The organism is Planosporangium thailandense (assembly GCF_011947195.1).
In the GTDB taxonomy this organism is placed as follows: domain Bacteria; phylum Actinomycetota; class Actinomycetes; order Mycobacteriales; family Micromonosporaceae; genus Planosporangium; species Planosporangium thailandense.
In genome coordinates this window covers 25,026-46,931 of record NZ_JAATVY010000022.1, presented here as the reverse complement: position 1 = coordinate 46,931, position 21,906 = coordinate 25,026, and the positions used below count along the sequence as shown (strand labels likewise).

Below are 21,906 nucleotides of genomic sequence, written 5' to 3'. Positions count from 1 at the left end.
GGCTTCAAGCCGGACGCCCGAGATCGCGATATGCGGGATGTGGACTAGCGGGAGAACTCCGCCGCGAGCAGTTCGGCGATCTGAGCGGTGTTCAGCGCCGCACCCTTGCGCAGGTTGTCGCCGGTCACGAACAGGTCCAGCGCGCGCGGGTCGTCGAGCGAGCGCCGGATCCGGCCGACCCAGGACGGGTCGGTACCCACGGCGTCGATCGGCATCGGGAACTCGCCGGCCGCCGGATCGTCGACGAGGATCACACCCGGCGCGTGGCGGAGCACCTCGCGCGCGCCCTCGGCGTCCACCTCCGTACCGAACACCGCGTGCACCGCCACCGAGTGCCCGGTCACCACGGGCACGCGTACGCAGGTCGCAGAGACCTTCAGGTCGGGCAGGCCGAGGATCTTGCGCGACTCGTTGCGCATCTTCAGCTCCTCGCTCGACCAGCCGGCATCACGCAGCGAGCCGGCCCACGGGACCACGTTGAGCGCCAGCGGCGCCGGGAACGGGCCGAGGTCGTCGCCGACGACCTGGCGCACGTTGCCGGAGCGGGAGCCGAGCGTACGGTCGCCGCCGACCTTGTCCAGCTGTGCCAGCAGGGTGTCGATGCCCACCTTGCCAGCGCCCGAGACGGCCTGGTAGCTGGCGAGCACCAACTCCTTGAGCCCGTACTCGCGGTGCAGCGGCGCGATCGCGACGATCATCGCGAGCGTCGTGCAGTTGGCGTTGGCGATGATGCCCTTGGGCCGGTTGCGCACCTGCTCCGGGTTGATCTCCGGCACCACCAGCGGCACGTCCGGGTCCATCCGGAACGCGCCCGAGTTGTCGACCACGACGGCGCCGTACTTGGCGGCCAGCGGCGCCCACTCCGCGGAGACCTCGTCCGGCACGTCGAACATCGCGACGTCCACGCCGTCGAAGACCTCCGGCGCCAGCGCCCGTACCGTCAGCTCCTCGCCGCGGACCACGACCGTCCTACCGGCCGAGCGCTCCGACGCGATGAGCCGGATCTCGCCCCACACGTTCCTGCGTGACGAGAGCAGCTCGCACATGACGGCGCCGACCGCTCCGGTCGCCCCGACCACGGCCAGGGTGGGCAGCTGGCGCACGGAGGTCACCTCCCGGTCCCGGCGTAGACGACCGCCTCCTCGTCACCACCAAGCTCGAACGCGTCGTGCACGGCCCGGACGGCCGCGTCCAGGTCGGTGTCGCGACACACCACGGAGACGCGGATCTCCGACGTCGAGATCATTTCGATGTTGATGCCGGCGTCGGCCATCGACGCGAAGAAGGTCGCGGCCACGCCCGGGTGCGACCGCATGCCGGCGCCGATCAGCGAGACCTTGCCGATGTGGTCGTCGTAGAGCAGGCCCTTGAAGCCGATCTTGTCCTGGACCTTGCCCAGCGCCGCCATCGCGGCCGGGCCGTCGGTCTTCGGCAGCGTGAAGGAGATGTCGGTACGCCCGGTGGCCTCGGTCGACACGTTCTGCACGATCATGTCGATGTTGCTCTCGGCGCTCGCGACGGTCTCGAAGACGCGGGCGGCGGCGCCCGGCTCGTCGGGCACCCCGACGATCGTGATCTTCGCCTCGCTCCGGTCGTGGGCGACACCAGTGATCATTGCCTGTTCCACGGGAACGTCCTCCATCGAGCCGGTCACCATCGTGCCTGGGTTGTTCGAGTACGACGAGCGCACATGGATCGGCATCCCGAACCGCCGCGCGTACTCGACACAGCGAAGCATGAGCACCTTCGCGCCGCACGCCGCGAGTTCGAGCATCTCCTCGTACGTGATCTGTTTGATGTGCCGGGCGTTCGGCACGATCCGCGGGTCGGCGGTGAAGACCCCGTCGACGTCGGTGTAGATCTCGCAGACGTCGGCGTGCAGCGCCGCGGCGAGCGCCACCGCCGTCGTGTCGCTGCCGCCCCGCCCGAGCGTGGTGATGTCCTTGGTGTCCTGGGAGACCCCCTGGAAGCCGGCCACGATCGCGATCGCGCCCTCGTCGAGCGCGCCGCGCAGGCGCCCCGGCGTGACGTCGATGATCCGCGCCTTGCCGTGGGTCGACGTCGTCAGGACCCCGGCCTGCGATCCGGTGTACGAGCGGGCCTCGTACCCGAGGTTGTGGATCGCCATCGCCAGCAGCGCCATGGAGATGCGCTCACCCGCGGTGAGCAGCATGTCCAGCTCACGGCCGGCCGGCAGCGGGCTGACCTGGTGGGCCAGGTCCAGCAGCTCGTCGGTCGTGTCGCCCATCGCGGAGACGACCACCACGACCTCGTTGCCCGCCTTGCGGGTGGCCACGATGCGTTCGGCAACCCGCTTGATGCGCTCGGCGGTTGCTACTGACGAGCCACCGTACTTCTGGACGACCAGCGCCACGTCGGTCAGCTCCCTTCACACGTGCCAACGCCGCCGGTGGTCTGATGTCTGCGGTGCGGACACGCAGCCGGCGGCGCATGTGGGACTCCAGAGAGCGTACCGGCGGCCCGGACCCGCCCGCAGTGGCGTTCCCACCATCCGACCGGCACATCGGTGAGAATGGCCCGATGCGCCGCCTCACGGCTCCGGCCGTCCCCCTCGTCCTGGTGGCTGTGATCACAAGCGGCTGCGCCGCCCCGGCCGCCACCCCATCGACCACGGCAAATGAGCAGCCGGCCACGTCGGCGCCGCAGCTGGACGCGCGCACCCAGCTGGCCGGGCTGGTCGCGACGGCGAAGGACCACCGCTTCACCGCCGGGTACACCTACCGCCCGACGGTGGGCGCGCCGCGTACCGTCACGGTCGCCCTGGCCGGCGACGGCTCGTGGCGCGTCGACGTCCCCGGCGGAGCGCTCGGCGGGAAGGCCGACATCGCTCTCGTCGGCGACAAGGACGGCCTGTTCCAGTGCCGGACCTCCGGTGCGAACCCGGCGTGCGCGAAGGCCCCGGACGGGTCGCTGCCGGCGTGGGCCGACCCGCGGGTGCAGCACCCGTTCGTCGACTGGCTGGACCCGCTCACCGACCGGCGGGCGGCGCTGTCGGTGGCGGTCGCCCCGCTCCTGACGGGAGCGCGGGGCACCTGCTTCTCGGTGGAGTCCGACTCGGCGGCGCTCACCCCACCGGTCGACCCCGGTGTCTACTGCTACGACGCCGACGGCACGCTCACCGGCGCGAAGGCCGACTTCGGCACGCTCGTCCTCGCGGCGCCGGTGTCGCCGCCGCCCGCGTCGGTCCAGCCACCGGCGCCCGTCTCCGGCGACTCGCTGCTGGCGGCCGCCGCGCCCACCTCGACCTCCTCCGGCCAGTAGCCGGAGGAGGTCCGGGGTCACCTCAGACGGCGTGCGTGCGGTAGTACCGGATCTTTTCCCTGATGTGCTCCTGCTGGGCCCGTAGCCGCGCGATCTGCCGCTCGACCGCCCGGTCGTGCTCCGCCAGCAGGGCCAGCCGTTCCGGCATGGTCTCCTCGCCGCCCCGGCTGAGCTCCGCGTAGCGGCACATCCGGGCGATCGGCATGCCCGTGTCACGCAGGCACCGCAGGATGCCCAGCCAGCTGAGGTCGTCGTCGGTGAAGACGCGCTGTCCCCCGGCGGTGCGCCGTACCGAGGTGAGCAGGCCGATGCGCTCGTAGTAGCGCAGGGTGTCGAGGGAGAAGCCGCTCCTCTCGGCGGCCTCGCCCGGTGCGTAGCTCCCCATGGCGTCACACCCTGCCCGCACGTTCCCGCCCTGCCAACCCCTTTCCGCCGCGCTTGACCTGGAGCGCGCTCCAGGTACCAGCCTGAAACACCTACGACGACAAAGGAGGCACGGTGGAGCGACTGAACCTCGCCCTGGGAGCGATGTTCTTCGGCACCCGACAGGATGAGCGGACCTCATTCAACCTGCTGGACCGGTTCGTCGACGCCGGCGGCACGATGATCGACACGGCCAACTGCTACTGCTTCTGGGAAGGCCCGATCGGTACGGGCGGCGCGAGCGAGCGGGTCATCGGCGCCTGGCTCGCGGCCCGGCCCGGCATGCGGGACCGGGTGTTCATCAGCACCAAGGTCGGCGCGGAGCCGACCGCCGCGGGCCAGTGGCCGCGGCACCGGGAGGGTCTGTCGGCCGACACCATCAGGTCCGGCTGCCAGACCAGCCTGCGCCGGCTGCGCACCGACCACATCGACCTGTACTGGGCGCACATGGAGGACCGGTCCGTCCCGCTGGTGGAGACGGTCGGCGCGCTGGCCGGACTGGTCGAGGCGGGCTCCGTGCTCCAACTGGGCGCGTCGAACCACCCGGTGTGGCGGGTGGAACAGGCGCGTAGGCTCGCCGCCGCCGCCGACGGCCGGGCGGCCTACCGCGCACTGCAACTGCACCACACGTACCTGTCGGCCAGGCCGGATATCCGGTTGGATCCCAACCACCGGTTCGGTACGGCGACCGACGAGACGCTCGATTACGCTGCGACCGAGGGCCTGGCGCTGTGGGCGTACCGCACGCTGCTGAGCGGCGCGTACACGCGGGCGGACCGGCCGTTGCCGGACAGCTACGACCACCCGGGAACGGCGCGCCGGCTCGCGGCGCTCGACGACGTGGCCGGCGAGATCGGGGTGAGCCGCAACCAGGTGGTGCTCGCCTGGTTGACCGGCGGACGGCCGGCGGTGACCCCGATCGTGGGAGTGAGCAGCCCCGATCAGTTGGACGAGGCGATCGCCGGCGTGTCCCTGCGCCTGACCGATGCCCAACGCGACCGGCTGGATGCCGCCGGCTGACGCCGCCCCGTCACACCGGTCGATCCCAACATGTGAGCCAGACTTCCATGGCCCGGACCCCAAAACGCCCTGAGCAGGACGTACATCACTAGTTGGCAACCGGACGGCCCCTGACATCGCCACCTGCACAGGTGTACCGTGGCAGGCGTCATGTGGCAGGCGACCCTTCTTCTTCCGTGCCGCGACGAGGCCCCATCCGGCCGGCACCTCGTCGCGGAGTGCACGCGCGCCACCGCCTGAGAGCTCCGAGCGCAGCCGGTCGATCCCCTCGAGATCCCATCGAACGGATCGTGCCCACATCTCATGACACCGGGAGCAGGACCACATGTCTGATCAAGAATCGACCGTCGTCGACCCCATTGCACGCCAGCGTCCCAGCCGGATGCCCGTCCACCGCTACCAGCCGTACCACCAGCAGTTCGCCGTCGATCTGCCCGACCGGCGGTGGCCGTCGCGCCACATCGACACCGCTCCCCGCTGGTGCGCGGTCGACCTGCGCGACGGCAACCAGGCCCTGATCGACCCGATGTCGGTCGAGCGCAAGCGGCGGATGTTCAACCTCCTCGTCGCCATGGGCTACAAGGAGATCGAGGTCGGCTTCCCGTCGGCCAGCCAGACCGACTACGACTTCGTCCGCCAGCTCATCGAGCAGGACATGATCCCGGACGACGTCACGATCCAGGTGCTGGTGCAGTGCCGGGACCACCTGATCGAGCGGACGTTCGAATCGCTGCGCGGCGCCAAGCGCGCGATCGTCCACTTCTACAACTCCACCTCGACACTGCAGCGACGGGTCGTGTTCGGCCTCGACAAGGCCGGCATCACCGACATCGCGACCAGCGGTGCGCGGATGTGCCAGAAGTACGCCGAGGCCATCACCCCGGACACCGAGATCTTCTACGAGTACTCCCCCGAGTCGTACACCGGCACCGAGCTCGACTACGCGCTGGAGGTGTGCAGCGCCGTCATCGACGTGCTGCAGCCCACCCCGGACCGGCCGCTCATCGTCAACCTCCCGGCCACCGTCGAGATGGCGACGCCCAACGTGTACGCCGACTCGATCGAGTGGATGTCACGCAACCTCCCACGGCGCGACTCGGTCATCCTGTCGCTGCACCCGCACAACGACCGGGGCACCGCCGTGGCCGCCACCGAGCTGGGGCTGCTCGCCGGCGCCGACCGGGTCGAGGGCTGCCTTTTCGGCAACGGCGAGCGCACCGGCAACGTAGACCTGGTCACGCTGGGGCTCAACCTGTTCAGCCAGGGCGTGGACCCGCAGATCGACTTCTCCGACATCGACGAGATCAAGCGCACCGTCGAGTACTGCAACCAGCTGCCCGTACACGAGCGGCACCCGTACGCCGGGGACCTGGTGTACACCGCCTTCTCCGGCTCCCACCAGGACGCCATCAAGAAGGGCTTCGAAGCGCTGCAGCGTTCCGCTGACGCCGCCGGGATTTCGATCGATGACTGCGAATGGGGTGTTCCGTACCTGCCGATCGACCCGAAGGACGTCGGACGCTCGTACGAGGCGGTCATCCGGGTCAACTCGCAGTCCGGCAAGGGCGGCGTCGCGTACATCATGAAGTCCGAGCACCAGCTGGAGCTGCCGCGCCGGCTGCAGATCGAGTTCTCCGGTGTCGTCCAGCGCCACACCGACGACGAGGGCGGCGAGGTCGGCCCGCAGGAGATGTGGGACATCTTCGCCGGCGAGTACCTGCGGCCGGGGCGGCTGGCGCTGCGCGACTACAACAGCGCCACGGTCGACGACAAGGTCGAGGTGTCGGTGGTCATCGAGCTGGACGGCGCGCGACACGCGCTCGACGGCCGGGGCAACGGCCCGATCGAGGCCTTCGTCAACGCACTGTCCGGCGTCGACCTCGACGTACGGGTGCTCGACTACGCCGAGCATGCCCTCACCTCGGGTGAGAACGCGCAGGCGGCGGCGTACGTGGAGTGCTCGGTCGGCGGGCAGGCGTACTGGGGTGTCGGTGTGGACGCCAACATCCTGACGGCCTCGCTGCGCGCGGTCGTGAGCGCCGTCAACCGGGCGTAAGCACGCAGATCTTGGACGCGTGGCGGGCCTATGACCCCGCCACGTGTCCAAGATCCCAAAAGCTGTGGCCGTGTTGTGCTGGCCGCCGCGCGTACGTCTCCTCCACATTGGCGGTATGCGTACCCCTCGCCGGCTCGCCGCCGCCTTCGTCCTCACCGCAGCTCTGTCGGCCACCGGCTGCGTCCCCAACGGCTCCGCTCCGGGCGGCGCCGTCTCGGACAGCCCCACGTCCGCCGCGAGCGGCGACGCGTCCCAGGCGCGCGCCGACCTCGACGCGCTGACCGTCGCCGCGCCACGGTCGATGGCCGGGTACAGCCGCGACCGCTTCCCACACTGGACGCAGCAGGGCAACGGCTGCGACACCCGGGAGTACGTCCTCAAGCGGGACGGCACATCGGTCACGACCAGCACGAGCTGCCACGCCACCGGCGGAAAGTGGCTCAGCCCGTACGACCACAAGACCGTCACCGACGCCGCCAAGCTCGACATCGACCACGTGGTTCCGCTGGCGAACGCGTGGCGCTCCGGGGCCAACGCGTGGACCGACGACAAGCGGTCCCAGTTCGCCAACGACCTCACCCGACCACAGCTGGTAGCCGTTTCATTGACGACCAACAGGGCAAAGGGTGACCAGGATCCATCACAGTGGAAGCCGCCGTACCAGGGGTACTGGTGCCAGTACGCCGAAAACTGGATCACCGTGAAGCGGTACTGGCAGTTGACGGTGACCACGGCGGAGAAGCAGGCGCTTGTCGATATGTTGGGGACGTGTCAGTAGTGGCAGAACAGCGGACAACCGACATCAAGGCCGGCCCCGGCGGGGTCATGACGGACGAGGTCGGCGTCGTCACCGGGGATCTCACCCTGCGCAGCGAGCTGGACGACGCCGGCGCCGTGACGCTCCGGGTGCAGTACAAGGACGCGGCCGAGTGGTACGCGGTCACCGGCGGCAAGGCCAAGCTGGCCGCGCCGGCCGACCTCGACGCGGTGCACGGCATCGCGGTCGCCCTGCTCAACCGGCCCGAGGGCTGAAAACGAAAAGGGGAGGGACGCCTGGCCGTCCCTCCCCTTCGAGTCGCTGCTGTCGTTACAGCGCCGGCTCGGCGGCGGTGTCCGGCGGGACCTCCGCGGCGGCATGCTGCGCCGCCATCCGGCCCTGCGGGGTGCGCTCGGCGTCCGTCACCGGGAAGTGGCAGGCCACCCGGTGCCCGGGGGCGAGCTCGACGAACGGCGGCACCTCCTGGGCGCACTTGTCCTGCGCCTTCCAGCACCGGGTGCGGAACCGGCAGCCCGACGGCGGGTCGATCGGGCTGGGCACGTCGCCGGTGAGCAGGACCCGCTCCCGCTGGGCCTTGTCACGCCGGGACGGGTCGGGCACCGGCACCGCCGACAACAGGGCCAGCGTGTACGGGTGCATCGGTGTCGCGTAGAGGGCGTCCCGTGGCGCGAGCTCGACCATCTTCCCGAGGTACATGACCGCGACCCGGTCGGAGATGTGCTTGACCACCGACAGGTCGTGCGCGATGAACATGTACGTCAGGTTCAGTTCGCGCTGCAGGTCGTCGAGCAGGTTGACGACCTGGGCCTGGATCGACACGTCGAGCGCCGACACGGGCTCGTCGCAGACGATCAGCTTCGGCCGCAGCGCGAGCGCCCGGGCGATCCCGATGCGCTGACGCTGTCCGCCCGAGAACTCGTGCGGGTACCGGTTGTAGTGCTCCGGGTTCAGGCCGACGAGCTCCAGAAGGTCCTGGACCGCCCGCTTCTGGCCCTTCGGCGTCGGGATGTTCTGGATGCGCAGCGGCGCGCCGACGATGGTGCCGACGGTGTGCCGCGGGTTCAGCGAGGAGTACGGGTCCTGGAAAATCATCTGTACGTCGCGGCGCAGCTCACGCATCTGCCGCACCGACATGTGCGTGATGTCGCGGCCCTCGAACGTGATCTTCCCGCCGGTCGGCTCCAGCAGGCGCGTGACCAGGCGTCCCGTGGTCGACTTGCCACAGCCGGACTCGCCGACCACGCCGAGCGTCTCGCCGGTGCGAACGGTGAAGTCGAGCCCGTCGACCGCCCGCACGGCGCCGACCGTGCGCCGGATGAAGGCGCCACGGGTGATCGGGAAGTGCTTCTCCAGCCCGCTCACTTCGAGCAGGTTCTCGGTTGCCGGGCGGGTCGCGGCGCGCTCGGTCTGGGGTGTACTCGTCGGCACAGGTGCTCCTTCTACGCAGCGATCCGCTGTCACAGCGCCGGGGCGATGTCTTCGGAGAAGATCCGCTGCCGCTCCGCCGGCGGAATGTGGCACGCGACGCCGTGGTCACTGCCCTCGGCCAGGGTCGGGATCTCGGTACGGCAGGGGATGCCGTTGTAGCCCACGTACGGGCAGCGCGGATGGAACGCGCACCCGCTCGGAAGGTTGATCAGGCTCGGCGGCGTGCCCTTGACCGGGATGAGGCGGTCCCGCACGTCCCGGTCGACACGCGGCATCGAGCCGAGCAGGCCCCAGGCGTACGGGTGCTCGGGGCGCCGGAAGATCGTCTCAGCGGTGCCGTACTCGACGGCCTTGCCGCCGTACATCACGAGGATGTCGTCGGCCAGTTCGGCGACCACCCCGAGGTCGTGGGTGATCATAATGACCGCCGAGTGGAACTCCTCCTGGAGATCACGGATCAGGTCGAGAATCTGTGCCTGTACGGTCACGTCGAGCGCCGTGGTGGGCTCGTCGGCGATGAGCAGTTCGGGGTTGTTGACCAGGGCCATGGCGATCATCGCCCGCTGGCGCATACCGCCCGAGAACTGGTGCGGGTAGTCATCCACCCGCCTGGCCGGCTGCGGGATGCCGACCCGGCCCAGCATGTCGATGGCGCGTTGCCGGGCGACCTTCTTGGAGACGTTGTTGTGCACCCGGTACGCCTCGATGATCTGCGCGCCAACCGTGAAGTACGGGTGCATGGCCGTGAGCGGATCCTGGAAGATCATGGCTATCCGCTGGCCGCGCAGCGCGCGTACCCGCTCGTCGGAGGCGGCGATGAGGTCCTCGCCGTCGAGCCACACCTCGCCGGAGACCCGCGCCTTGCTGTGCCGGTGCAGGCCGAGGATGCCGAGGCTGGTCACGCTCTTGCCGGAGCCGGACTCGCCGACGATGCCGAGCGTCTTGCCGCGGTCGAGCTGGAACGACAGGCCGTCCACGGCCTTGACCACGCCGTCGTCGGTGTTGAAGTGGATCCGCAGGTCGCGCACGTCCAGGAAGGAGCGCGGCGCGGACGGCCGCGAGCCGCCGGACGCCGGCTGTCCACTTGCGAGCAGGTCGGTTGCCATGCCCTTCCCTTTCATGCCAGCCGGACGCGCGGGTCGATCACGGCGTACAGGAGGTCGACGACGAAGTTCGCAACGACAATGAATAGCGCGCCGAACAGGGTGACGCCCAGTACGACCGGCAGGTCCTTGGTGTTGACCGCGTCGATGGAGAGGCGGCCGATGCCGGGCAGGCCGAAGACGGACTCGGTGAGGATCGCGCCGCCGAGCAGCTGTCCGATGTCGAGGCCGAAGATCGTGACGATCGGGGTGAGCACCGAACGCATGGCGTGCTTGCCGATGACCACCCGTTCGCGCAGGCCCTTGGCGCGCGCGGTGCGGATGTAGTCCTCGCTCACCGTCTCGAGCATCGTGGCGCGGGTCAACCGGGCGTACGTGGCGGCGTACAGCAGCGCGAGGGTGATCCAGCCGAGAAGAAGCTTGCTGGCCCAGCCGATCGGGTTGTCACGGAAGTTCACGTACTCGCCGCCGGGGAGCCAGTGCAGATTGTGCACGAAGATGAGCTGGGCGAGCAGGCCGGTGAAGTAGATCGGAAGGGACACGCCGGCCAGCGCAAGGATCATCATTGACCGGTCGAGGATCGACCCTCGGCGTAGCGCCGAGATGACCCCGGCGAGCACGCCACCTATCAACCAGATGATCGAGGCGCCGATGGCCAGCGAGATGGTGACCGGCAGCCGGTCCAGCAGCAGCGGAAATACCGGGCGGTCGTTACGGAACGAGTAGCCGAAGCACGGCGCCGGGCAGTGGGTCTTGCTCGGGCCGCTGTTGAAGTCGCGGCCGGCGACGATGCCCTTCACGAAGCGCCCGTACTGCACGTAGACGGGCTGGTCGAGTCCGAGCTTGCGGGCGGTCGCCGCCACGTCGGCCGGGGTCGCCGACTTTCCGACGTAGAGCTCGGCCGGGTTGGTGCCGGCGAGCTTGGGGACCATGAAGAACACGCCGAACGTGACCACCGAGATGATGATCATCAGTACGACCGAGGTCACCACCCGGCGAAGGATGTAATTGATCACGTCGTCGGCCTCACGCCGGCCGGCGCCGCGGGGTTGCCGCGGCACCGGCCGGCGCGGTGGCCTTCACCTGCCTTCGACTACTCGCGTAAGGGGTAAGGGTGGGACTTACTTGCCGTCGCTGAGACCCAGCGCGCTGAAGTCCCACTCGCCGTAGTACGACCAGACGAAGACGTTGGTCAGCCGCGGGTTGCGGTAGTTCAGCGCCTTGTCGTACACGAACGGCAGCTGGGTCGCGGTGTCCATCACCTTGGCGTTGATCTGGCTCCAGATGGCGGCGGACTTCTTCGGGTCCGGCTCGGAGTTCGCCTTGTCGATCAGGCTGTTGATCTCCGGGTCGTTCAGCTCCCCGTAGTTGTTGTTACCGCTCGGCTGGATCTTGCGACCGTCGACGAGCACCTGCAGGAAGCCACCGGCCGTCGGGAAGTCGGCGCCCCAGCCGGCGAACATCAGGCCGTAGCCCTTGGCGTGCACGTTGTCGGGCGAGCCGATGGTCGACCGGAAGTACAGCGACGCGTCGGACTGGTCGATCGTGGCCTTGATGCCCACCGCGGCGAGAGCCTGCTGCAGCGCCTCAGCGGTCTTCGGCTCCTTGCCCTTGTTACGCACGGCGATCTTGGTCTCGAAGCCGTTCGGCTTGCCACAGGCCGCCAGCTCCTGCTTGGCCTTGTCGATCTGCGGCTTGCCGCTCTTGGTGTTGAACGGGTCGAGGTTGGGGTCGTAGCCGGCGATGTTCGGCGGCAGCATGTTGGTGGCGATGTCACCACCGGCGTCCGCACCACCACGCGCGGTCTGCAGGGCCACCTTGTCGGCGGCGTACTGCACGGCCTTGCGGCAGTGGATGTTGTCGAACGGCGCGACCTTGCTGCTGATGGTGACGTAGCGGATGAAGCCGGTGTTCGGCTCGTCGGCGTTCGCCTTCAGCTTCGGGTCGAGCAGGATCTTGGCCTGGGCGGCCTGCTGCACACCGGTCTGACCGAAGTCGATGTCGAGCGTGCCGTCAAGCAGCTGCTTGTCGAGCTCGTCCGGGTTCATCTGCAGCGTCATCTCGATCCGGTCCGGCAGCGCCTTGCGGATCGGGTCGGTCGCCGGGTCCCAGTTCGGGTTACGGACCAGCACGACCTTCTTGCCCGGGTCGAACGACTCGAACTTGTACGGGCCGTCGGAGACCACGTGGTCGGTGTACTTCTCACCGGTGTCCTTGGCCGCCGGCACCGCACCGGCGAGCATCGGCAGCAGGTACGGGAAGTCCGCGTACGGCTGCGCGAGGTGGAAGACGATCGTGCTGTCGTCCGGCGTCTGGACCGACTTCAGCCCCATCTTGTTGGGGTCGGTGTCCTTGTACGGGCCGGGGTAGTTCTGGCCCTGGTCCAGCTGGTCGACGATGTAGGTCGGACCGCCGGAGAGGACGTCCTGCGCGAAGCTGCGCTCGACGGCGTACTTGACGTCCTTGGACGTGATCGGGCTGCCGTCCTCGAACTTCAGGCCCTTGCGGAGCTTGAAGGTGTAGGTCAGCTTGTCCGCGCTGATCTGCGGCAGCGACTCGGCCAGGTCGGGCTGGAGGACCAGGCCGTCCTTGCCCGGCTTCTGGGCCGGGGCGAGCAGCGTCCGGTTGTACAGCGCCATGAAGTTCTCGCCGGAGGCGTAGTAGATCCGGGTCGGGTCGAACGAGTCGACGTCCGAGCTGTACCCGATCCGCAGCGTGCCGCCCTTCTTGGTGGACGGGTTCACGATGCCCTTCGTGCCGGCGTTGAAGCCGGAGCTGGAGCCCGTGTTGTTGTTGCTGCTATTGCTGGACGAGCCGCCGCCGCCACAGGCGGACAGCCCTAGGGCGAGGGCGACCGAACCGGCCACCACCGCTCCTCTTGTGATTCTCACTGCGGATTCCCTCCTTGTTGCTGCGGCCCACACCAGGAGTGGGCCGTCCGGGGCGGTACTGCGTGCGGGGTGGCGGTGAACACCCGGTCCGGGTGGTCAGCGGTTGGACTTGGGGTCGAGCGCATCGCGCAGCCCGTCACCGAAAAGGTTGAAGGCCAACACGGTAACGAAGATCGCCAAGCCGGGGATGAGCATGTACATGGGGTCGTACTCGTAGTAGTCGACCGCGTCCGACAACAGCCGGCCCCACGACGGGGTGGGCGGCGGTACACCGACCCCGAGGAACGACAGCGCCGCCTCGAAGAGGATGTTCGACGGGATGATCAGCGTGCTGTAGACCAGGATCGGCGCCGCGAGGTTGGGCAGCAGCTCGCGGAAGATGATCCGGAAGCTGCCGGCGCCGACGCTGCGCGCCGCCTCCACGAACTCGCGCTCGCGCAGGGACAGCGCCTGCCCGCGGACGATCCGGCCGATGTAGGGCCAGCTGAACCCACCGATGATGAGAACCATGACCGCGATCCGGAAGCCCTTGGTCGGCGGCAGCACCGAGATCAGCGCGATCGCGAACAGGATCAGCGGGAACGCCAGGATCAGGTCCATGAACCGGCTGAACAGCGAGTCGACCCAGCCACCGTAGTAGCCGGCGGTGACGCCGACGACGATGCCGATCACCACGGCCAGCAGCGTGGCGAGGAGCGCGATGAGCAGCGAGGTCTGCGCCCCGTAGATGATCTGGCTGAAGAGGTCACGGCCGGTGACCGGCTGCACGCCGAGCAGGAAGTCCTTGCTGATCCCGCCCCAGGTGCCGACCGGCGGAATGCCGCCGAGGTTAGGGTCGATCTTGTCCTGGTGGTACTCGTTCACCGGGTGACCAAGCACCTTGTTGATCAGCGGCGCCAGGATCGCGACCAGGATCAGGAAGATGATGAACCCGCCACCGGCCATCGCCAGCTTGTCGCGCTTGAGGCGCATCCAGGCGATGCGGCCGAGCGATCGGCCCTCGATCTTCTTGCCATCCGCGATCGTGGGCGTCTCTTCCCCGGCTGGCGTCGCCACGTCGGTGCTCGATGTCACCGGTCCGAGTGTCATGAAACGCCGTGCCCTCCTCCGACCGCCGCACCGCGCCCAAGCAGCGACCGTCGGGCAGACGCATCTGCCACGCCGGCGGAACTGGGGCCCGTTGCAGGCGGCAACCGATCTGGTCGCCCTTGCATGGACTCCTGCGGCTCCCCACCTTAGGACACCCGTACGGTGCCTTTGCAGGGAGTACAACCGAAGGCGACTCGGTCAGTCACCTTCGTTGGGGGAACCCTGTCTCTCGTACTCCTCGCCGTCAATAGCCGGGCCCGCTGATGTAACCAACTTCAGGCCGCACCGTGATGATGGCGTGATCGGAAGTCGGCCGTTCGGCGACAAATCCCACCCGCTCGGCGGGCAGTGACCGGCCACCCCGGATCCGCCGTCGGCGAACGTCCGCGGGTCCGGGGCCTTCACATGGCGCGTCGGCCCTCGAAGGCGCGGCCCAGCGTGATCTCGTCGGCGTACTCGAGATCGCCGCCGACCGGCAGCCCGCTCGCCAGCCGGGTCACGTTCAGCCCCATCGGTTTGACCAGCAGCGCCAGATAGGTTGCCGTGGCCTCCCCCTCGGTGTTCGGATCCGTGGCGAGGATCAACTCCTTCACGTCACCCGACGACAGCCTGGCCATCAGCTCGCGGACCTTGAGGTTGTCGGGCCCGACGCCCTCGAGCGGATTGATCGCACCGCCGAGCACGTGGTAGCGCCCCCGGAACTCGCCGGTCCGCTCGATCGCGACGACGTCCTTGGGCTCTTCGACAACGCACAGCACCTCGTCGGTACGCCGCGGATCACGGCAGATCCGGCACTGTTCCGACTCGGCGACGTTGTAACAGGTGGAACAGAACTTGACCAGGTCTTTGACCCGCTGGAGCGCGGTGGCCAGCCGCTTCACGTCCACGGCGTCGGCCGACAGGACGTGGAAGGCGATGCGCTGCGCGCTCTTCGGGCCTACGCCCGGCAGCCGGCCGAGCTCGTCGATCAGATCCTGAATGGCGCCTTCGTACACGTCCTGCCTACATTCCGGGCAGGCCGAGGCCGCCCGCGAGTGGACCCATCTTCTCTTCGGTCAGCTCCCGGGCCTGTTCCGCGGCGTTGTGCAGCGCGGCGAGCACCAGGTCCTCCAGCGTCTCGACATCGTCGGGGTCGACCGCCTTCGGGTCGATCTTGACTGCGGTCACCTCGCCGGTGCCGGTCACCGTCACCGTCACGAGACCACCGCCGGCCGTGCCGGTCAGCTCGGTCTCAGCCAGCTCGGCCTGAGCCGCAGCCATCTGCTGCTGCATCTTCTGTGCCTGCTTCATCAGCTGCTGCAGGTTCGGCTGTCCACCGGGGCGCACGGGATACTCCTTCGTGTCGGCTGCGATTCGCAGCCTAGCCTGTTGTGCGGTCGAGATTACGTGGCGCACGTAGCCCCATGCCCGGAATCGGCATGAGCCCAAACCGCCGGTAGTACGCGACCAACGGCGGATCGCACAGGAGATCCACCGAGTACAGGTGGCCGAGCCGGTCGAGCATGCGGCGCATCAGCCGACTGCCGATACCGCGTCCGCGGTACTCGGGCACGACCTCGAGCCACGGTATGAAGGCGGCAGCCACGCCGTCGGAGAGCGCGTTGACAAACCCGACGACCCGCTCCTCCGGCGCGATGGCGAACTCGACGGCGTAGCTGCCCCGCAGCGCGGCCTGGAAGGTCGCCTCACCGGGCGGATTCGGCCAGCCTTCGAAGAAGTCACTCGCCCGGGCGACGGGCTCGTAACCGTACCCGCTCCGATAAGTGATCTTGTCTTTCACCGGTGGCCGTCGTCTATCCTCTCCGCGCCGAGCGCCTCGGCGAGCAGCCGCAACGCCTGTTCCTCGGTGGACTCCCGGATCACGCGCTCGTCGAGCACCTCGTCGGTCGGCTCGTCTCCGGGATCGAAGCCGGGGTACTCGGGATCGCTCACCGGGCCGTCGTAGTCGGGGTCGTACGGCGGTTCGTCGACGGGTGACCCGTCGCGCCAGCCCCCGCCGCCTGCCGTCGGAGCCGCTGCCCTGCCGGGCGGCGCGCTCGCCGGCGCGCTCTGCACGGCCGGCACCGGGCCACCGGCTCGGCCGTCGACCGCCTGCCGGCCCGACAGGCCCGCCGCGGCCGCTCGTGCCGCCGCGAGGGCGGCCGACCGGCCGCTCGACACCGGGGCCGCCGCTGGGGCCGGCCCGGCTGACGCGGGCGGCGCGGACGGCGCGGACGGCGACCGGACAGCCGTCGCGAAGCCGGCGGCGGTCGGGGCCGGTGGGGTAGGGCCGGCGGCCGGTGGGGTAGGGCCGGCGGCCGGTGGGGTAGGGCCGGCGGCCGCGGTCGGTGCGGCGCCTGCCACCGCGGTCGGTGCGGCGCCTGCCACCGCGGTCGGGGCAGCGCCGGCCACCGCGGTCGGGGCAGCGCCAGCCACCGCGGTCGGGGCAGCGCCGGGCACGCCGGTCACAGGGCCGCTCGGCGCGGGGCCGCCGTTCACGGCGTCGCCGGGCGCGGCGCCGTCGGCAACCGCCTGCCCGCCCGGGCGCGCGGGCGTGGGCCAGTCGTCGGCCGGGTCCTCGGCCGGGTCCTCGGCCGGCGATGCGGATGCCGTCGGGGCGATCCCGCCGCCGGGTCGGGCGGGGGTCGGCCAGTCGTCGTCGCCTCCGTCCGCCGGGTCGCTCCTGCGGGAGGCCGGGCGAGGGTCCCGAGGCGAGGCCATGGCGTGCCCGGATGAGGGAGCGTCCCTCGGGGCGGGCTGCGGCGCGGGGGCGGGCGCGCTCCGCGCTGCGCCCGCGCCTCGTAACACCTCAGCCTGCGTGCCGCCACCCACGTCGCAGCGGATCTGCCACGTGCCACCGAAGACCTCGGTGATCGCCTGACTCAACACGTCGGCCGACCGGGACAGCATTTCGGCAAGGGGTCGGTGCTGGAGCAGCAGCACGACGGTGTTGCCCTCGACGTCGCGCACGGTCGCGTCACGCGCGAGCGCGGCGGTGGCCTTCTTCTTACGGCCGGTGGCGCTGACGATCTCGTCCCATCGCCGGCGAATCGCGGCGGCGTCCAGCACACCCGGCGCCTGCCCGCGGTCGGAAGCCTGCGCCTCGGCTGCGGGCCGCGCGGGTGCGACCGCACCGGCGGGTGCCGGCTCAGCCGGCCGCGGACCAACCGGCGTGGATGGCCTCGACGGCGGCGCGGACGCGGCCACCGAAGGCGCCGCCGGGGACGTCGGCGCAGAAGACCGCTCGGCAGCGGATGAGGACGCGACGGCCGGGACGGACGGGGCGACAGCAGGCGGCGGAGCAACCGGCGTGACCACGGTCGGTGGCGCCGCCGAAACCTGCATCGCGGCGGCGGGAGGCGCGGATGGCGGCGCCGACGCGGGCTCGCCCGCGGCGCCCAGGCGCCGCTCCATCCGCTCGAGCCGCTGCAGCAACGCGGACGACGAGTCATCCGCGCCGGGCAGCAGCATGCGGGCTGTGACCAGCTCCAACAGCAGCCTCGGCGCGGTCGTGCCACGCATCTCGGTCAACCCGTTGTGGACGATGTCGGCGAAGCGGGACAGCGACGCGGGCCCGAGGCGGGCAGCCTGGGCGGTCATCCGTTCCAGCTGGTCGTCGGGTACGTCGAGCAGACCCTTGGCCGCCGCGTCGGGCACCTGTTGCAGGACGATCAGATCCCGCAGCCGCTCCAGGAGGTCCGACGCGAACCGCCGGGGATCGTGGCCGGCCTCGACCACCCGGTCGACGGTCGCGTAGGCGGTGGCGCCGTCACCGGCGGCGAGCGCATCGCACATCTCGTCGATCAGGGTGACGTCGGTGACGCCGAGTAGCGCGACGGCACGCGAGTAGCTCACCCCGTCCGGGCCGGCACCCGCGATGAGCTGGTCGAGCACCGACAGCGTGTCACGGACGCTGCCGCCGCCGGCGCGCACCACGAGCGGGAAGACCGCGGGCTCGGCCTTGACTCCCTCGCTCTCGCAGAGCTTCTCCAGGTAGGGCCGGAGCACACCGGGCGGGACGAGCCGGAACGGGTAGTGGTGGGTACGCGACTTGATCGTGCCGAGCACCTTCTCCGGCTCCGTCGTCGCGAACACGAACTTGACGTAGTCGGGCGGCTCCTCGACCAGTTTCAGCAGGGCGTTGAAGCCGGCGGCCGAGACCATGTGGGCCTCGTCGATCACGTAGATCTTGAATCGGCTGCTCACGGGCGCGAAGAACGCGCGCTCGCGCAGATCACGGGCGTCGTCGACGCCGCCGTGGGAGGCCGCGTCGATCTCCATGACGTCGATCGAGCCGGCGCCGTCGGGCGCAAGGTCACGGCAGGACTGACACTCCCCGCAAGGCTCCGGGGTCGGGCCGTTGGCACAGTTGAGGGAGCGCGCGAGGATCCGGGCACTACTGGTCTTACCGCAGCCGCGTGGCCCGGAGAACAGGTAGGCGTGGTGCAGGCGACCGCTGCGCAACGCCTGGGCCAGCGGCTCGGTCACGTGCTCCTGACCGATGACCTCAGCGAAGGTGCGTGGACGGTACTTACGGTAAAGCGCGAGCGCCACCTGCGACCTCCCTCGCCACCGTCGTCAAGCCTCGCATCACGGTAGCGCGCGCATCTGACGAAAAGGGCCCCTCGTGCACCCGTCAGAGCCCGCTTACCCTTGCTGCCTTCCGGCCCTGGGGGGGTTCACAGGATGTACGCCGCACGAGGGGCGACACCTACTGTACCCGGTATCGCCGCCAGAAGTCGTATGGGTATCCTTCTCGACGGAGGATTCGCCTAGAGGCCTAGGGCGCACGCTTGGAAAGCGTGTTTGGGGTAACTCCCCTCACGAGTTCGAATCTCGTATCCTCCGCCAGCCTGAACAGGCGAAACGTGGGGCCGGTCCGCCAGCGGACCGGCCCCACGTGCGTTCGCGGCCTCAGCCGGGACCCTCCGACCGCCCCTCCTCGACGCGCAGAGCCGCACCTCGCCACGGGAAAGCTTGATTGCACACAGTGCATAACTGTCCCGCAGGCAAGAAGGGGCTGCCACCCCGCCCCGCGGCGCAAGAACCGCCCACCCCAACCCGGTTGACCAGCCAATATTCACCGAAACCGGGCCCCGTCCCCGCCGGACGCAGGCCGCGCGCGTACCCCCCTTGAGATAACTCTCCGTACATTTGCTGCCGCCAGAACTCTCATCCGCCACCCCTGCGGGTCGATGACTCCGCTGCGGCTTCCGGGCTCCGATCACGGTGGGGCCCGCCCCGCGCGTACCTCGGCACGACAACTCGATAGGAAGTGGCGCCTTGATGGGCACCGACACCTCGCCCGGCAGGCGGCGTACCAACTGGTTCGTCGACCAGAGCCTCACCACCAAATTCTTCGCCAGCGTCCTGGTGGCATGCCTCACTACCGGCGTGGTCCTGATCGTCTCCCTGATCCACATGGCGACCCTTCGCGACAGCGCCCGGCAGATCCAGACCGAGGCGATCTCGCCGATGCTGAAGGTCAGTGAGGTCCGCCGGGCCTACCTGCAGTCCCGGGTCGACAGCCTCGCCGACCAGACGCTGGCGACGGACGCCAGCAGTACGGAGCACCAGGCGTGGCTCAAGGACGTCACCGCCATGAACGACGCGCTCGCCGCCTACGGCAAAACCGCGCTGACCGCCGACGAGCGGGCCACGTTGGACGATCTCACGACCAACTGGAACTCCTTCACCGACATCGTCAGCAACCAGCTCATCCCCCTCGGGTGGGCCGGCAAGAAGGCCGAGTTCGCGGCGATCCGCAGCCAGCAGGTCAAGCCGATCGCGACGCAGATCCAGGCCGACGTCGACAAGCTGATCGGCAGTGCGCAGAAGCGCGTGACGACGCAGATGCAGATCAACAGCGACGACTACGACACCGCCCGCACCACCGTCGTCGTCACCGCCGTGATCGGCATGGTGCTGGCGGCGCTGCTCGCCCTGCTCACCGTACGGTCGATCATCCATGCGGTCCGGAAGGTGTCCGCGGTCGTGGACCGGATCTCCGTAGGTGATCTGACTCACTCCGCCGACGTCGACGCTGGCGACGAACTGGGCCGGATGGCCCGCGGCCTGGATCTCGCCACCGAACGGTTGCGCCAGATGGTCGGCGCCGTCGCCGACAGCGCGCACACGCTCGCGGGATCGGGCGAGGAGCTGACCGCGGTCAGCCAGCAGATCGCCGCGTCGTCCGAGGAGACCTCCACCCAGGCCGCGGTCGTCTCGCAGGCCGCCGAACACATCAGCCGCAACGTGCAGACCCTGGCGTCGGGCGCCGAACAGATGGGCGCCTCCATCGGGGAGATCTCGTCGAACGCCACCGAGGCGGCCCGCGTCGCGCAGGACGCGGTACAGGCGGCCGCGTCGGCGAGCACCACGATCAACCAGCTCGGCACGTCGTCCGCCGAGATCGGCAACGTGATCAAGCTGATCACCTCGATCGCCGAGCAGACGAACCTGCTCGCCCTCAACGCGACCATCGAGGCCGCCCGCGCGGGCGAGGCGGGCAAGGGCTTCGCGGTCGTCGCCAGCGAGGTCAAGGACCTGGCGCAGGAGACGGCGCGCGCCACCGAGAACATCGCCCGGCGCATCCACGTCATCCAGGACGACGCCGGCCACGCGGTCGAAGCGATCACCCACATCGGCGAGATCATCGGCCGGATCAACGACTACTCGACGCTGATCGCCTCGGCCGTGGAGGAGCAGAGCGCGACCACGAGCGAGATGGTGCGCAACGTGGCCGAGGCGTCCACGGGCGCCACGGACATCGCCGGGAACATCACCGGTGTCGCCTCCGCGGCGCAGTCGACCAACGCCGGGATCGCCGAGACCAACCGGGCCGCGTCCGACCTGGCCCGGATGGGCGCCGAACTCCAGGAACTGGTGAGCCGCTTCACGTACTGACGTCAGCGGTAACGGCGACGGCCCGGACCGCACAGGTCCGGGCCGTCGCCTTGTCAGAAGCGGTGGCGGCGGGATTTGAACCCGCGGAGGGGTTGCCCCCTCACACGCTTTCGAGGCGTGCTCCTTAGGCCACTCGGACACACCACCGCCGAGAAGGGTACCCGATCAGCGACAGGGCTGTCGTGCACCCCCGGTAGGTCGTGTCGCCTGGCAGGATCAACAGCATGAGTACGCATATCGGCGCCAAGCCGGGTGAGATAGCGGAACGGGTCCTGCTGCCGGGCGACCCGCTGCGCGCCAAGTGGATCTCCGAGAACTTCCTCGACGATGCGAAGTGCTACTCGACGGTCCGCAACATGTTCGGCTTCACCGGAACCTACCGGGGAGTGCCGGTCTCGGTGCAGGGCACCGGCATGGGCATGCCCTCGGCCTCCATCTACACGCACGAGCTGATCAACGAGTACGGCGTGCGGACGCTGATCCGGGTCGGCAGCTGCGGCGCCCTCTCCGAAGACCTCGCCCTGCGGGATGTGATCGCGGCGAACGGCTCGAGCACCGACTCGGCGATGAACCGGCAGCGCTTCGACGGCCTGATCGACTACGCGCCCGTCGCGGACTTCGGTCTGCTGCGCACCGCCGTCGACGTCGCCGCGGCCAAGGGCATCCACTTGACCGTCGGCCAGGTCCTGGCCGCCGACGCGTTCTACACCGACCGGCCCGACCTGTACGACCGGCTCGCCGACTACGGCGTGCTGGCCGTGGAGATGGAGTCCGCGGCGCTGTACACGATCGCGGCGAGGTACCGGGCCCGGGCGCTGACCATCCTGACCGTCAGCGACCACATCCGCACCGGCGAGAAGACCAGCGCGGAGGAGCGCGAGCAGACGTTCGGCCAGATGGTCCAGGTGGCGCTCGACACCATCATCGCGTGATCGCCCGGCCGCCCCGAGC

19 protein-coding genes, 2 tRNA genes and 1 other RNA gene are annotated in these 21,906 nt (G+C 69.6%); 8 read left to right on the top strand and 14 right to left on the bottom strand.

What is annotated here, in order from left to right; genetic code table 11:
• Positions 1 to 44: 44 nt before the first annotated feature.
• Entirely contained in the window at positions 45 to 1,103 is a 1,059-nt protein-coding gene (locus HC031_RS24400) for an aspartate-semialdehyde dehydrogenase (protein WP_167927742.1), read from the bottom strand.
• A 5-nt stretch (positions 1,104 to 1,108) separates the two neighbouring features.
• Positions 1,109 to 2,374: an aspartate kinase gene (locus HC031_RS24395; protein ID WP_167927741.1), complete on the bottom strand. Its 1,266-nt coding sequence runs from the start codon at positions 2,372 to 2,374 to the stop codon at positions 1,109 to 1,111.
• 167 nt (positions 2,375 to 2,541) lie between these two features.
• Between HC031_RS24395 and HC031_RS24390 the strand changes: the two genes are divergently transcribed.
• On the top strand, positions 2,542 to 3,282 hold the full coding sequence (locus tag HC031_RS24390; RefSeq protein ID WP_167927740.1) for a hypothetical protein: 741 nt from the start codon (positions 2,542 to 2,544) through the stop codon (positions 3,280 to 3,282).
• Positions 3,283 to 3,304: 22 nt separating this feature from the next.
• Here HC031_RS24390 and HC031_RS24385 read toward each other — a convergent pair whose 3' ends face one another.
• The gene (locus HC031_RS24385) at positions 3,305 to 3,667 is read right to left on the bottom strand and encodes a MerR family transcriptional regulator (RefSeq protein WP_167927739.1); all 363 of its coding nucleotides are present in this window, start codon (positions 3,665 to 3,667) and stop codon (positions 3,305 to 3,307) included.
• Positions 3,668 to 3,780: 113 nt separating this feature from the next.
• On the opposite strand from HC031_RS24385, the gene HC031_RS24380 reads away from it, so the two are divergent.
• The 4 genes from HC031_RS24380 (at position 3,781) to HC031_RS24365 (ending at position 7,813) form a co-directional block, all read left to right on the top strand.
• A complete protein-coding gene (locus HC031_RS24380; protein ID WP_338090815.1) occupies positions 3,781 to 4,725 on the top strand; it encodes an aldo/keto reductase in 945 nt (314 codons plus the stop codon).
• Positions 4,726 to 5,050: 325 nt separating this feature from the next.
• Positions 5,051 to 6,781, top strand: coding sequence for a 2-isopropylmalate synthase (gene leuA, locus HC031_RS24375; protein WP_167927738.1), 1,731 nt, complete (start codon positions 5,051 to 5,053; stop codon positions 6,779 to 6,781).
• A 106-nt stretch (positions 6,782 to 6,887) separates the two neighbouring features.
• Complete coding sequence (locus tag HC031_RS24370; protein ID WP_420813678.1) at positions 6,888 to 7,559, top strand: HNH endonuclease family protein; 672 nt, start codon at positions 6,888 to 6,890, stop codon at positions 7,557 to 7,559.
• Complete coding sequence (locus tag HC031_RS24365) at positions 7,451 to 7,813, top strand: hypothetical protein (protein ID WP_420813677.1); 363 nt, start codon at positions 7,451 to 7,453, stop codon at positions 7,811 to 7,813. The genes HC031_RS24370 and HC031_RS24365 overlap by 109 nt, the downstream gene beginning before the upstream one ends.
• Before the next feature lie 55 nt (positions 7,814 to 7,868).
• On the opposite strand, the gene HC031_RS24360 is transcribed toward HC031_RS24365, so the two are convergent.
• From HC031_RS24360 to ffs, 10 genes are all read right to left on the bottom strand, one after another.
• Complete coding sequence (locus HC031_RS24360) at positions 7,869 to 8,987, bottom strand: dipeptide ABC transporter ATP-binding protein (RefSeq protein WP_167927736.1); 1,119 nt, start codon at positions 8,985 to 8,987, stop codon at positions 7,869 to 7,871.
• A gap of 29 nt (positions 8,988 to 9,016) precedes the next feature.
• Positions 9,017 to 10,093, bottom strand: coding sequence for an ABC transporter ATP-binding protein (locus tag HC031_RS24355; RefSeq protein ID WP_167927735.1), 1,077 nt, complete (start codon positions 10,091 to 10,093; stop codon positions 9,017 to 9,019).
• Between the two features lie 11 nt (positions 10,094 to 10,104).
• Positions 10,105 to 11,106 (bottom strand): ABC transporter permease subunit, encoded by a 1,002-nt coding sequence (locus HC031_RS24350; RefSeq protein ID WP_167927734.1) that lies wholly within the window; start codon positions 11,104 to 11,106, stop codon positions 10,105 to 10,107.
• Positions 11,107 to 11,211: 105 nt separating this feature from the next.
• Positions 11,212 to 12,981 carry an ABC transporter substrate-binding protein gene (locus tag HC031_RS24345; RefSeq protein WP_338090814.1) on the bottom strand — a complete coding sequence of 590 codons (1,770 nt, stop codon included), beginning with the start codon at positions 12,979 to 12,981 and terminating at the stop codon, positions 11,212 to 11,214.
• 96 nt (positions 12,982 to 13,077) lie between these two features.
• A complete protein-coding gene (locus HC031_RS24340) occupies positions 13,078 to 14,055 on the bottom strand; it encodes an ABC transporter permease (RefSeq protein WP_338090813.1) in 978 nt (325 codons plus the stop codon).
• A gap of 416 nt (positions 14,056 to 14,471) precedes the next feature.
• Positions 14,472 to 15,065 carry a recombination mediator RecR gene (gene recR, locus HC031_RS24335; RefSeq protein ID WP_167927732.1) on the bottom strand — a complete coding sequence of 198 codons (594 nt, stop codon included), beginning with the start codon at positions 15,063 to 15,065 and terminating at the stop codon, positions 14,472 to 14,474.
• A 7-nt stretch (positions 15,066 to 15,072) separates the two neighbouring features.
• Complete coding sequence (locus HC031_RS24330) at positions 15,073 to 15,396, bottom strand: YbaB/EbfC family nucleoid-associated protein (RefSeq protein WP_167927731.1); 324 nt, start codon at positions 15,394 to 15,396, stop codon at positions 15,073 to 15,075.
• Between the two features lie 34 nt (positions 15,397 to 15,430).
• Positions 15,431 to 15,850: a GNAT family N-acetyltransferase gene (locus HC031_RS34065; RefSeq protein ID WP_338090812.1), complete on the bottom strand. Its 420-nt coding sequence runs from the start codon at positions 15,848 to 15,850 to the stop codon at positions 15,431 to 15,433.
• On the bottom strand, positions 15,847 to 18,603 hold the full coding sequence (locus HC031_RS24320) for a DNA polymerase III subunit gamma and tau (RefSeq protein ID WP_167927730.1): 2,757 nt from the start codon (positions 18,601 to 18,603) through the stop codon (positions 15,847 to 15,849). The genes HC031_RS34065 and HC031_RS24320 overlap by 4 nt, the downstream gene beginning before the upstream one ends.
• A 60-nt stretch (positions 18,604 to 18,663) precedes the next feature.
• Positions 18,664 to 18,758, bottom strand: an RNA gene (gene ffs, locus HC031_RS24315) — signal recognition particle sRNA small type.
• 52 nt (positions 18,759 to 18,810) lie between these two features.
• On the opposite strand from ffs, the gene HC031_RS24310 reads away from it, so the two are divergent.
• Both HC031_RS24310 and HC031_RS24305 read left to right on the top strand, forming a co-directional pair.
• Positions 18,811 to 18,900: transfer RNA gene (locus HC031_RS24310), tRNA-Ser, on the top strand.
• Positions 18,901 to 19,335: 435 nt separating this feature from the next.
• On the top strand, positions 19,336 to 20,955 hold the full coding sequence (locus HC031_RS24305) for a methyl-accepting chemotaxis protein (RefSeq protein WP_167927729.1): 1,620 nt from the start codon (positions 19,336 to 19,338) through the stop codon (positions 20,953 to 20,955).
• Between the two features lie 60 nt (positions 20,956 to 21,015).
• On the opposite strand, the gene HC031_RS24300 is transcribed toward HC031_RS24305, so the two are convergent.
• Positions 21,016 to 21,102: transfer RNA gene (locus HC031_RS24300), tRNA-Ser, on the bottom strand.
• A gap of 77 nt (positions 21,103 to 21,179) precedes the next feature.
• Here HC031_RS24300 and deoD point away from each other — a divergent pair.
• Complete coding sequence (gene deoD, locus HC031_RS24295; RefSeq protein ID WP_167927728.1) at positions 21,180 to 21,887, top strand: purine-nucleoside phosphorylase; 708 nt, start codon at positions 21,180 to 21,182, stop codon at positions 21,885 to 21,887.
• Positions 21,888 to 21,906: the final 19 nt, after the last annotated feature.

Coding starts and splice junctions, on each gene's coding strand:
- HC031_RS24390 (WP_167927740.1), top strand. CDS start 2,542: ATGCGCCGCCTCACGGCTCCGGCCGTCCCCCTCGTCCTGGTGGCTGTG.
- HC031_RS24385 (WP_167927739.1), bottom strand. CDS start 3,667: ATGGGGAGCTACGCACCGGGCGAGGCCGCCGAGAGGAGCGGCTTCTCC.
- leuA (WP_167927738.1), top strand. CDS start 5,051: ATGTCTGATCAAGAATCGACCGTCGTCGACCCCATTGCACGCCAGCGT.
- HC031_RS24355 (WP_167927735.1), bottom strand. CDS start 10,093: ATGGCAACCGACCTGCTCGCAAGTGGACAGCCGGCGTCCGGCGGCTCG.
- HC031_RS24305 (WP_167927729.1), top strand. CDS start 19,336: ATGGGCACCGACACCTCGCCCGGCAGGCGGCGTACCAACTGGTTCGTC.
- deoD (WP_167927728.1), top strand. CDS start 21,180: ATGAGTACGCATATCGGCGCCAAGCCGGGTGAGATAGCGGAACGGGTC.